11 protein-coding genes are annotated in these 11,639 nt (G+C 54.8%); 8 read left to right on the plus strand and 3 right to left on the minus strand.

Translation table 11 applies throughout. The annotated features are described in order from the left end of the window. From ebgA to ACNT1W_RS12260, 6 genes are all read left to right on the plus strand, one after another. The gene (ebgA, locus tag ACNT1W_RS12235; RefSeq protein ID WP_419246842.1) at nt 1–3,093 is read left to right on the plus strand and encodes a beta-galactosidase subunit alpha; all 3,093 of its coding nucleotides are present in this window, start codon (nt 1–3) and stop codon (nt 3,091–3,093) included. Further along, nucleotides 3,090–3,542, plus strand: coding sequence for a beta-galactosidase subunit beta (locus ACNT1W_RS12240; RefSeq protein ID WP_017892475.1), 453 nt, complete (start codon nt 3,090–3,092; stop codon nt 3,540–3,542). Before ebgA ends, ACNT1W_RS12240 begins: the two co-directional genes overlap by 4 nt. Nucleotides 3,543–3,661: 119 nt before the next feature. Beyond that, a complete protein-coding gene (locus ACNT1W_RS12245) occupies nt 3,662–5,152 on the plus strand; it encodes an amino acid permease (protein ID WP_012006399.1) in 1,491 nt (496 codons plus the stop codon). Nucleotides 5,153–5,276: 124 nt separating this feature from the next. After that, entirely contained in the window at nt 5,277–5,591 is a 315-nt protein-coding gene (locus ACNT1W_RS12250) for an ArsR/SmtB family transcription factor (RefSeq protein WP_012006400.1), read from the plus strand. Then, entirely contained in the window at nt 5,588–5,926 is a 339-nt protein-coding gene (locus ACNT1W_RS12255) for an SRPBCC family protein (protein WP_115182606.1), read from the plus strand. The genes ACNT1W_RS12250 and ACNT1W_RS12255 overlap by 4 nt, the downstream gene beginning before the upstream one ends. Before the next feature lie 43 nt (nt 5,927–5,969). Beyond that, complete coding sequence (locus ACNT1W_RS12260) at nt 5,970–6,563, plus strand: ATP-dependent Clp protease proteolytic subunit (protein WP_261276993.1); 594 nt, start codon at nt 5,970–5,972, stop codon at nt 6,561–6,563. Between the two features lie 86 nt (nt 6,564–6,649). Here the strand turns inward: ACNT1W_RS12260 and ACNT1W_RS12265 are convergent, their stop codons facing one another. Both ACNT1W_RS12265 and ychF read right to left on the minus strand, forming a co-directional pair. Further along, nucleotides 6,650–7,186: a dihydrofolate reductase family protein gene (locus ACNT1W_RS12265; RefSeq protein ID WP_419246843.1), complete on the minus strand. Its 537-nt coding sequence runs from the start codon at nt 7,184–7,186 to the stop codon at nt 6,650–6,652. Between the two features lie 123 nt (nt 7,187–7,309). Beyond that, entirely contained in the window at nt 7,310–8,401 is a 1,092-nt protein-coding gene (ychF, locus tag ACNT1W_RS12270; RefSeq protein WP_012006406.1) for a redox-regulated ATPase YchF, read from the minus strand. A 331-nt stretch (nt 8,402–8,732) separates the two neighbouring features. Between ychF and ACNT1W_RS12275 the strand changes: the two genes are divergently transcribed. After that, a complete protein-coding gene (locus ACNT1W_RS12275; protein ID WP_012006407.1) occupies nt 8,733–10,262 on the plus strand; it encodes a SulP family inorganic anion transporter in 1,530 nt (509 codons plus the stop codon). A gap of 39 nt (nt 10,263–10,301) precedes the next feature. On the opposite strand, the gene pth is transcribed toward ACNT1W_RS12275, so the two are convergent. After that, nucleotides 10,302–10,892: an aminoacyl-tRNA hydrolase gene (gene pth / locus ACNT1W_RS12280; protein ID WP_012006408.1), complete on the minus strand. Its 591-nt coding sequence runs from the start codon at nt 10,890–10,892 to the stop codon at nt 10,302–10,304. Between the two features lie 313 nt (nt 10,893–11,205). On the opposite strand from pth, the gene ychH reads away from it, so the two are divergent. Continuing rightward, on the plus strand, nt 11,206–11,484 hold the full coding sequence (ychH, locus tag ACNT1W_RS12285) for a stress-induced protein YchH (RefSeq protein WP_012006409.1): 279 nt from the start codon (nt 11,206–11,208) through the stop codon (nt 11,482–11,484). Nucleotides 11,485–11,639 lie beyond the last annotated feature (155 nt).

The raw sequence follows: 11,639 nt of genomic DNA on the forward strand, positions 1-11,639 counted from the left end.
GTGAACAATTGGGAAAACATAGAAAAGCAGTCGGAGAATCGCTTGCCGGCGCGGGCGAGTTTCTTCAGCTATGCGGATGCCAGGCAGGCATTGAGTTTTGATCGCAACGCAAGTTTGGGCTTCCAGTTGCTGAGCGGGCGTTGGCAGTTTCGCTACTTCGAACACCCGGACCTGGTGCCGGAGGCGTTTTACCGCCAGCCGATGGCGGAATGGGGCGAAATCACCGTGCCGGGCATGTGGCAGATGGAAGGGCATGGTCAACTGCAGTATACCGACGAAGGTTACCCATTCCCGATCGACGTGCCTTATGTGCCAACCAATAATCCTGCCGGGGCCTATCAGCGCCTTTTTACTCTCGATAACGAGTGGCTGGATCAGCAGGTCATCATCAAATTTGACGGCGTGGAGACCTATTTTGAGGTTTACCTCAATGGTCACTACGTCGGTTTTAGTAAAGGCAGCCGTCTGTCAGCCGAGTTTGATCTCAGCGACTATCTGCAAGCGGGGGACAACCTGCTGTCCGTTCGCGTGCTGCAATGGGCCGATTCTACCTATATCGAAGATCAGGACATGTGGTGGATGGCCGGTATTTTCCGCGATGTTTATCTGATCGGTCAGCAACGCACGCATATTCATGATCTCACTGTGGTTACCACCTTTGACGATCAGTATTGCGATGCGCTGCTGGCGATAGACGTCGAGTTGCAGCATCTGGGGCAAGGCGTGGCTGGCGGTTATCGTCTGCAGGCGCAGCTCTTTGACGGTGAAGCCTGCGTCGGTGAGCAGTGGGCGAACGAACTGAGCATTGGGGCGGGTGCCACCTGCCGGTTTGAAATTCCGGTCAGCCAGCCCAGGCAGTGGAATGCGGAAGATCCCTATCTGTATCAACTGCTGCTCAGCCTGCGCGACGGCGATGGCTATGTGTTATCGGTAGTGCCGCAGCGGGTGGGTTTCCGTGAAATCAGCGTGCGCGATGGGCTATTCCACATTAACGGGCGCTACCTGAAACTGCACGGCGTTAACCGCCATGACCACGATCATCGCAAAGGTCGGGCGGTTGATATGGCGCGGGTTGAGCGCGACATCGTGCTGATGAAACAGCACAACATCAACTCGGTGCGCACCGCCCATTATCCGAACGATCCGCGTTTTTACGAGCTGTGCGATATCTACGGCCTGTTTGTGATGGCGGAAACCGATCTGGAAAGCCACGGGTTTGCCAACGTTGGCGATATCAGCCGCATTACCGACGATCCACGTTGGGAAAATGCCTACGTAGAACGCATTGAGCGCCATGTGAAGGCGCAGAAAAACCATCCTTCAATCATTATCTGGTCACTGGGCAACGAGTCTGGCTATGGCTGCAACATTCGCGCCATGGCCAAACGCTGTAAGGCGCTCGATGCCACCCGACTGGTGCATTATGAAGAAGACCGGGATGCGGAAGTGGTCGATGTGATCAGTACCATGTATTCCCGCGTGGCGATGATGAATGCGTTCGGTGAGTATCCTCACCCCAAACCCCGGATCCTGTGTGAATACGCTCATGCTATGGGCAATGGGCCGGGCGGACTGTTCGAATATCAGTCGGTGTTTAACCGCCATGCCAGCCTGCAGGGACATTACATCTGGGAATGGTGCGATCACGGTTTGCTCAGCCATGACCAGCAGGGGCGGGAACGTTATCAGTACGGCGGCGATTACGGCGATTACCCGAATAACTATAACTTCTGCATGGATGGCCTGATCTATCCGGATCAACGTCCTGGTCCCGGCCTGCGTGAATATAAACAGGTGCTGTGTCCGGTCGAGGTGAGCGGCGTGGGCGAGAAAACGTCGGTATTACGGGTCAAAAACCGCTATTGGTTCAGCTCGCTGGCCGATATTACGCTGAAGGTCAGCGTTAAGGCCGGCGGGCGGCAACTGACCGGCTATGAGATTAAGCTGCCGCACCTGCAGCCGGGGGAATCAGAAGAGGTCCATTTGCCTGCATTGGCGCTGGGCGCGGAAGAAACCTTCATCGACGTCGAAGTGTATAAAGACAGCGCCACCCGTTACAGCGAAAGCGGAGATCTGCTGGGGCAGTATCAACATCTGTTGCAGCCTGCCACCGCGTTAGTTAGCCCACCGGAGTCCATCCCTGTTTCTGCGCTGCAATGCGCTGACGAAAACCATCAAATTATTGTCAGTGGCGAGAACTTCAGCCTGACCTTCTCGCGCCTGAGTGGCGAACTGCAGTCGTGGAAAGTGGCAGGAGAGGAGGTGGTGGGCCGCGCACCGCACCTGACCTTCTTCAAGCCGGTGATCGACAACCACAAGCAGGAGTATGAAGGCATTTGGCTGCCGAACCATCTGCAGATCATGCAGCAGCATTTCCGTAGCCTGCACTGGGAACGGCAGGGGGATGACGTGGTGATTGAAGTCCGCACCCTGATTGCCCCGCCGGTATTTGATTTTGGCATGCGTTGCCGTTACCGCTGGCAGATCTCTGCGCAGGGCCATGTCAGCCTGGATCTGTCGGGCGAGCCTTACGGCGATTTCCAGCAGGTGATCCCGAAGATTGGCCTGGATTTCGGCCTCAGCCGCCGCTTTGAGCAGGTGGAATACTACGGCCGTGGACCGGGGGAAAACTATCAGGACAGCTGCCAGGCTAACCTGATCGGCCACTATCAGCAGCGGGTTGGCGAGCTGTTTGAGCACTATCCGTTCCCGCAGGATAACGGCAATCGCCAAGAGGTACGCTGGCTGAGTCTGCAAGACGCCAATGGCCACGGCATCTTTATCCAGCCACGGCGGCCGATCAATTTCAGCCTGTGGCCCTACAGCGCCGAGATGCTGCATCAGGCTCAGCATATTAATGAACTGGAAGAAAGCGACTACCTGACGTTAAACCTCGACGATCAAATTCTGGGGCTGGGCTCCAACTCCTGGGGATCGGAGGTGCTGGATTCCTATCGGGTTTATCTGTCGTCGTTTAACTACGGCTTTACGCTGGTGCCGTTTAACCGGCAGGAAACCGAGGCGGCTACGCTTGCCGGCTATCGTTTTTCACCGGCCATTAATAACGCTCAGTCAGAAGAGGCGAACTTATGATTATTGTCGAATCATTAGCGGAGTTTCAGCTTATTTACCGCGCCGGGAAAAAATGGCAACGCTGCATGGAGGCCATCAATAATATTGAACGCATCGAGCCCGATGTCTTTTATTCGGTTGGCGACTCGCTGGTTTACCGGTTGGCGTCCGGCCCGGGCCAACAACATGGCTGGCTGGAGGGGAATCGCCGCTATTTTGATCTGCACTATTACCTTGCCGGCCAGGAAACCATCGAGATTGCCGATAAGTGCGAGCTGACTTCGGTGGTGGCCTATCAGGATGAAACCGACCGCGAGTTTTTCAGCGGGCAGGGCGAGCCACACCGGGTGGGGCAAGGGAATGTCGTTATCTTTGAGAATCACCAGGCCTATCGTTTTAAAGAAAGTCACCAGGTAAAAAAAGTCATTTTAAAAGTGACGGTAGAAGACAGCTATTTCCTTAATAAATAGCCGAACTCCTAATTAAAAATAAGCCCCATTGCTTTCAGGTTGCCGCCGGCAAGGCTGCAGCTTGAAAGACCAGGGGAAATAAACCGATTAAGTACCCTACAATATTTCGGAGAGTGTCTATGGCTGTGTCGAATAGAAATACTATCGGCAAGTTCGGCCTGCTGGCGATGACGTTCGCGGCAGTGTTCAGCTTTAATAATGTAATAAACAATAATATTCAGCTTGGCATTGCCTCCGCCCCGGTGTTCCTGGTGGCGACCATCATCTATTTTATTCCGTTCTGCCTGATCATTGCCGAGTTCGTTTCGCTAAACAAAAACTCAGAAGCCGGGGTGTATGCCTGGGTAAAAAGCGCCCTGGGCGGGCGTTGGGCGTTTATGACCGCCTATACCTATTGGTTTGTGAACCTGTTCTTCTTCACCGCGCTGTTGCCGAGGGTTATCGCTTACGCCTCTTACGCGTTTTTGGGCTATGACTACGTCTTCACGCCGTTAACCACCGCGATCATCAGTATCTTCCTGTTCGCGTTCTCGACCTATATCTCCAACAGCGGCGCCAAGCTGTTGGGGCCGATGACCTCGGTCACCTCTTCGTTGATGCTGTTGCTGACGTTCTCCTACATCATCCTGGCCGGTGCGGCGGTGATTGGCGGCATCGAACCGGCGAACCCGATCACGGTGGAAGCCATCACCCCTAACTTTAACTGGGCCTTCCTCGGTATCACCGCATGGATTTTCCAGGCGGCGGGCGGGGCCGAATCGGTGGCGGTGTATGTCAATGACGTGAAGGGCGGCAGCCGCTCGTTTGTGAAAGTGATCATCCTTTCCGGACTGGTGATCGGCGTGCTGTACTCGGTGTCATCCCTGCTGCTTAACGTGTTCGTGAGCCGCGCCGACCTGCACTTTACCGGCGGTACGGTTCAGGTATTTGAAGGGCTGTCGGCGCACTTTGGCCTGCCGGCGGTGCTGATGAACCGTTTCGTCGGCCTGATCTCCTTTACCGCCATGTTTGGCTCATTGCTGATGTGGACTGCTGCCCCGGTAAAAATCTTCTTCACCGAGATCCCCAAAGGCATCTTTGGCGAGAAAACCATCCGCCTGAACAAGCATGGCGTGCCGACCCGCGCGGCCTGGTTGCAGTTCTTTATCGTCATCCCACTGATGCTGATCCCGACGCTGGGCTCTGACAGCGTGCAGGATTTAATGAATACGCTGATTAATATGACCGCCGCCGCATCGATGCTGCCGCCGCTGTTCATTATGCTGGCCTACCTGAACCTGCGTTTGAAGTACGACCGCGTACAGCGCGACTTCAAGATGGGTTCCCGGCTGCAGGGCATCGCCATTGTCAGCACGCTGATCGTTATTTTTGCCGTGGGTTTTGTCGCCTCAACCTTCCCGACCGGCGCCAGCATTATGACTATTGTGTTTTATAACGTTGGCGGGCTGGTAATCTTCCTCGGTTATGCCTGGTGGAAGTACAACCGATACTCGAAGACCCTGGATGCTCAGGCCCGTTATGACGAGGACACGCCGTTGGCCAGAATCGAGCTGGAAGCGCAGGATGGCAAAAAGAACCTCGCCGGCGATCTGCGCTGCACCACCTTGTAATCCACTATCGATAAAACTCGCCCCTCGGCGCTCGCTGAGGGGTTTTAATGGCGGCTCGGATAAGCGCCATTCTCATTACCCCGATAAACTTGCGCATTAGATAAGTGACGACTAATGTTTAGTCATGAATGAAAATGACATCTTCAAGGCACTGGCGGATCCCACCCGTCGCACCATCTTCGAGAAACTGGCGGCTGGCGGCATGAATGCCAGTGCGCTGCGTGAAGGTATGCCGATCAGCCAATCGGCCATGTCCCAGCATCTGGCAGTGTTGCGGCAGGCGGGCCTGGTGTGCGAGGAGCGACAAGGGCGTTTCGTTAATTATCAGGTGGACCCGCAGGGCCTGGCATTGATTGCTCAATGGCTGGACAAGTACCGTGCCTTCTGGCCGGAGCGTATTGATAAGCTGAATATTTTGCTAAAGGACATGGATCAATGAACCAGACCGACGCTAACCCGCAGCCGCTAGTGCTGGAATATTCACTCGATGCGCCGCCCGAAAAAGTCTGGCGGGCGATTGGCATCCCGGCATTGCGCGAACAATGGTTGCCAACCCGCGTATTGGCCGATGCAGAACCTATTGCGGTGACGCCGGGCGCAGAGATCAGTTACCGGATGCGCGATGATCAGCCGCCGTTCCTTGAAAGCACAGTGACCTTGCAAATTTTGCCCACCGCCGCTGGCGGCAGCCTGTTGCGCGTTATCCACCGGCTGGACGATGCCCGATTGACGGCGGCGAACGACAGCGGACGGCACCTGATGCGCGCCGCCTGAAGGCCAACCTTTCCCATTCCACATCTGAAACAGGAGTTCACCCATGCGTGAATCGATGCTGCTCGTCCCTATGGTGGTTGAACAGACCAGCCAGGGGGAACGTTCTTTCGACATTTATTCGAGATTGCTGCGTGACCGCATCGTTTTCCTGAATGGAGAGGTCAACGATCAGATTGCCGAAATGCTGTGCGCCCAGTTGCTGTTTCTGGAGGCCGAAAATCCGGAGAAACCGATCCATCTGTATATCAATTCACCGGGCGGGGTGATCACCAGCGGTTTCGCCATCTATGACACCATGAATTACATCAATGCACCGGTGCATACCCTGTGTATGGGTACTGCGCGTTCGATGGGTTCCTTCCTGTTGATGGCCGGGGAGGCGGGGCATCGCATGGTGCTGCCCAATGCCAGTTTGCATGTGCATCAGCCGCTGGGCGGCTTTCAGGGCCAGGCGTCGGATATTCTGATCCACGCCGAAGAGATGAAACGCACCAAGCACAGCGTCATCACGCTATATGCCAAACATTGTGGACGCAGCTATGAAGAGGTTGAGCGTGCACTCGACCGCGACCATTTTATGAGTGCCGACGAAGCGGTGGAGTGGGGGCTGGTGGATAAGGTGCTGCGGGGACGGTGATAAAATATCGTCATTTCATCCGACAGGCTCAGCGTAGAGTTAGGAATATCATCCCGCGTTGTGGGCCGGGCGTCCACGCTGGTGATTTATTGGGACAACAGATAGTGGGATTGTACCAGGCCCGAAGGGAAGCTTTGGCTGGACAGTAATTTGAAATCAGCATCTTGGGGCAGATCACCGAATAACGCTCTTCCTGAACCCAGTAGCACTGGCACCGTGGTGATCACCATATCGGTGACCAGGTTTTCACGCAGGAAAGACTGTATCAATTGCCCGCCATCGAGATAGACCCGATGGATATTCTGTTCATCCAATTGTGCAATCAGGTGCTTTGGCGCGAGGTCGGAGAATTGTAATTTACCCTTCAGGGGCAGGGGAACCGGCTCATTGGCCAGCTGTTTGGACAGCACCACAACAGGAAGGTCATAAGGCCAGGAGTCAAAGCCGAGAACTTTTTCATAAGTCCCTCGCCCCATCACGATTATGTCTTTATCAGCGATAAAGGCGTCGAAACCATGGTCTTCGGTCGGGTCATCGCGTTGCAAAAGCCACTCGATGTCGCCATCTTGCCGCGCGATATAACCATCCAGACTGGTTGCGATAAAAACGTGTGTAGTGACCATTGAAGGCTCCTTATCTATAGGCTGTAAATTATTGTCCTGGGGTGGAGCAAAATCAACAACACGCGTTAAAACAAAAATCCACGCCAAGGCGTGGATTTTGGAGTCTGGTTCAGAAACCGAGGTTTAGACGTTGAACAAGAAGTTCATCACGTCGCCGTCTTTGACGATGTAGTCCTTACCTTCTGAACGCATTTTGCCAGCTTCTTTAGCGCCTTGCTCACCCTTGTAGGTGATGAAGTCTTCAAAAGCGATGGTCTGCGCGCGGATAAAGCCTTTCTCGAAGTCGGTGTGGATCTTGCCGGCTGCCTGCGGTGCGGTAGCGCCAACCGGGATGGTCCAGGCGCGAACTTCTTTTACGCCAGCAGTGAAGTAAGTCTGCAGGTTCAGCAGCTCGTAACCGGCGCGGATCACGCGGTTCAGACCAGGCTCTTCCAGACCCAGCTCGGCCATAAACTCGGCGCGGTCTTCGTCTTCCAGCTCGGCGATGTCGGATTCAACCGCGGCGCACACGGCAACCACGACCGAACCTTCGGCCGCAGCGATTTCGCGCACTTTGTCCAGGTACGGGTTGTTCTCATAGCCGTCTTCGTTGACGTTGGCGATGTACATGGTTGGCTTCAGCGTCAGGAAACTCAGGTAGCGGATGGCTGCACGGTCTTCATCGGACAGATCAAGCGCACGCAGCATGCCGGCGTTTTCCAGCTGTGGCAGGCATTTTTCCAGTGCGGCCAGCTCGGCTTTTGCGTCTTTATCGCCGCCTTTGGCTTTCTTCTGTACGCGGTGGATAGCGCGTTCGCAGGTGTCCAGATCCGACAGTGCCAGCTCGGTGTTGATGACTTCGATGTCGTCAGCCGGGTCAACCTTGTTGTTTACGTGGATGATGTTGTCGTTCTCGAAGCAGCGCACTACGTGGCCGATAGCTTCGGTTTCACGGATGTTGGTCAGGAACTGGTTGCCCAGGCCTTCGCCTTTAGACGCGCCTTTCACCAGGCCGGCGATGTCGACGAATTCCATGGTGGTTGGCAGGATGCGTTGGGGTTTGACGATCTCGGCCAACTGGTCCAGACGCGAATCGGGCATCGGCACCACACCGGTATTAGGTTCAATGGTGCAGAACGGGAAGTTGGCTGCTTCGATACCCGCTTTGGTCAACGCGTTGAACAGGGTGGATTTGCCTACGTTAGGCAGGCCGACGATACCGCATTTGAATCCCATGTTGTTATCACCTTAAATATCTTAACTATCAGCCGGTTAGGTTTAACCCACTGCATAAAGGACGAAATAATGGCGCCATTATACACGTAATGGCCGTTTTTCTCGATCTGGCTGTGTGCTGCGGGCAAATGCAGCCACAAAACCGGTTTTTGATTGAGATTTGGATCACATTTACACATACTGACACTTCTGATTAACCTACAGGAAACGCGCCGGATGTACTTCTTGCCCAGTCCACCCTGAGTTGCCCCCCTCCTGAGGTTTGCCGCGCCATGCGGCTGTGTTTCTCGTCCTGCGGGAAGGTTTTTTATCTGTCAGAAGTGAATAATCCATGTTTAACCTGAACAATTTCAGGCTGTCGACCGTCAAGAACGAGGTGCTGGCGGGCTTTGTGGTGGCCGTTTCCATGATCCCCGAAGCGGTCGGCTTTTCTTTGGTCGCCGGACTTTCCCCGATCGTTGGGCTACACACGGCTTTTATTATCGGTCTGGTGACCGCCCTGTTTGGCGGCAAGCCGGGCATGGTGTCGGGCGCGGCCGGTTCGATCGTGGTGGTGCTGATGAGCCTGGCGGCGCAACACGGCATGGCCTATGTGTTATGGGCGACGATTTTTGCCGGGGTGATCCAAATCCTGATTGGCGTTTTCCGGCTGGGTAAATTTATTCGTCTGGTGCCGCTGCCGGCGATCCACGGTTTTGTGAATGGTTTGGCGATCGTCATCATGCTGGCGCAGCTGCATATGATTGCCGGGCAGGGGCTGCTGATGTACGGGCTGGTGGCGCTGGCGATCGGGGTGGTGGTGCTGTTCCCGCGACTGACCCGGGTGATCCCGGCCTCGTTGGCGGCCCTGATTGTGGTTTCGGCCCTGGCCATCGGGTTTAACCTGCATACCTTACGGGTCGGCGATCTGGCCGATATCTCCGGCGCCTTGCCGCATTTCAGCCTGCCGATGGCCCCGTTCAGCCTGGAAATGCTGAAAGTGGTGCTGCCGTATGCGGTAGTGATCGCTTTGGTGGGGTTGATTGAGTCGTTGCTGACCATGACGGTGCTTGACGAAATGGGCGGCAAAAAGGGCAATGGCAACCGCGAGAGCATCGCTCAGGGCGCGGGCAATGCCATTTGCGGCCTGTTTGGTTGTTTTGCCGGCTGCGCGATGATTGGCCAGTCGATTATCAACTTCACCTCGGGTGGGCGCGGACGTATTTCCGGCGTCGTCGGCGCGATACTGTTGATCCTGTTTGTGGTCAGCCTGTCAGGTTACATCGGCCTGCTGCCGGTGGCAGCACTGGCAGGGGTGATGCTGGTGGTGTGTTACAACACCTTTGAGTGGAGTTCGCTGCGCCGCTTGCGGCGGATGCCGAAGGCCGATGCGCTGGTGATGCTGCTGGTCACGGTGATCACCATCTTTACCGATCTGGCGATGGCGGTGATCAGCGGGGTGATTATCTCGGCGCTGGTGTTTGCCTGGCAGCAGGCGCGCATTCGCGTGCGTCAGCATCAGGTGGAGGGGGATGTTGCGGTGTATCAACTGGACGGGCCGCTGTTCTTTGGTTCTACCACGGCCTTTGCCGAGCTGTTTGAACCGAAAAACGATCCTCAAAACGTGGTGCTGGATTTTGCCGGTACCCGGGTGATGGATTCCAGCGGAGTAGAAGCGATTGATAAGCTGACGGCACGTTATCTGGCGGCGGGAAAAACCATTCGGTTACGCCACCTGAGCGGCGACTGCGTACGTCTGTTAAAGCAGGCCGGACCGTTTTGCAGCCATGAACTGGACGATCCGCAATATTATGTGGCGGAAGAAGGCTATCAGACCGACGATGCCAACGTCGGTGAGGAAACCTTCAAGCTGCGAACCTAAGCGGATCGGCAGCGGGCGTGATGCCCGCTGCAATCACTATCAGGCCTGCGCTTTGAAGCTGTGCAGGCGACGAACGGTTTTTTCCAGGCCGTCGGTCAGCAGAATTTCCGTGCAACGTGCGGCTTCATCAATCGCTTCATCAATCATTTTTTGCTCGCTGGCCGGTGGCTTGCCGAGCACGAAACCCACCACCTTGTTTTTATCGCCCGGATGGCCAATGCCGATGCGCAAGCGATAGAAGTTCGGGTTATTGCCGAACTTGCTCTGAATATCCTTCAGCCCGTTGTGCCCACCGTTGCCGCCACCCAGTTTGATTTTTGCAACACCCGGCGGAATATCCAGCTCGTCGTGCGCGACCAGAATTTCGTCCGGCTCAATACGGTAGAAATTGGCCATCGCCAGTACGGCTTTGCCACTGAGGTTCATAAAGGTGGTAGGCACCAGCAGGCGCACGTCATTACCGGCCAAATTCAGGCGGGCGGTGTAGCCGTAGAATTTGCTCTCTTCCTTCAACTGCTGGTTATGGCGCTGGGCCAGTAAATCGACGTACCAGGCGCCGGCGTTGTGTCGCGTCTGGGCATACTCAGCGCCCGGATTCGCCAGGCCGACTATCAATTTAATACTGCTCACGGGGAGATTCGCTATGATCGAGATAATGGAAAGGGCATTAGTCTACCTGCCTGCGCCGCGAATGACAAAATCCTGATGCTGTGCGTGGCGTTAGTCAGCGGATATCCTCAGAATGGGGAGTAATTCATTAGCATAATCATTCAATTTGTTAACTAATTACTTGCTTTAAGTAAAGATTTGTCATGCTTTCTTTACCATTTGTGATCGCCTACGCAATCCCCTTGCCGGAACAGGGCCTATACTTAACTTATCAAAGTGGGTTAACCATTTACTGAGTTACCCTGGTTGGCAAATGGCACTATGGAGGTGGCATATGAAACGTAGAAACGTGAACAAAATGGGCAACTTTTTTATGGGGCTGGGGCTGGTAGTCATGATCTTCGGCGTTGGATACAACATTCTTGCTGAAGTATCGCAGTTCAATTTGCCGCAGTTTTTCGCCCATGGCGCAATCATGAGTATCTTCGTCGGCGCGCTGTTATGGCTGGTTGGTGCGCGTATCGGCGGGCGTGAGCAGGTGGCGGATCGTTACTGGTGGATAAAACATTTTGATAAACGCTGCCGAAACGACAATCATCGTTCGTCACATTGATTAAAAAAATAAAAGGGAACCCGCGTTACGGCAAAGGAGATCTGCCGCGCATTAAGGCCTAAGGTCATGTTTGACTACCCGTAGAAAACCCGTTGTTGCTGATGCACCAACGGGTTTTTCTTTTTCTGCTATCGGGCAATCAATCGATCCGGTAC

The organism is Serratia sp. NFX21, assembly GCF_048517035.1.
GTDB classification, from domain to species: Bacteria; Pseudomonadota; Gammaproteobacteria; order Enterobacterales; family Enterobacteriaceae; genus Serratia; species Serratia quinivorans.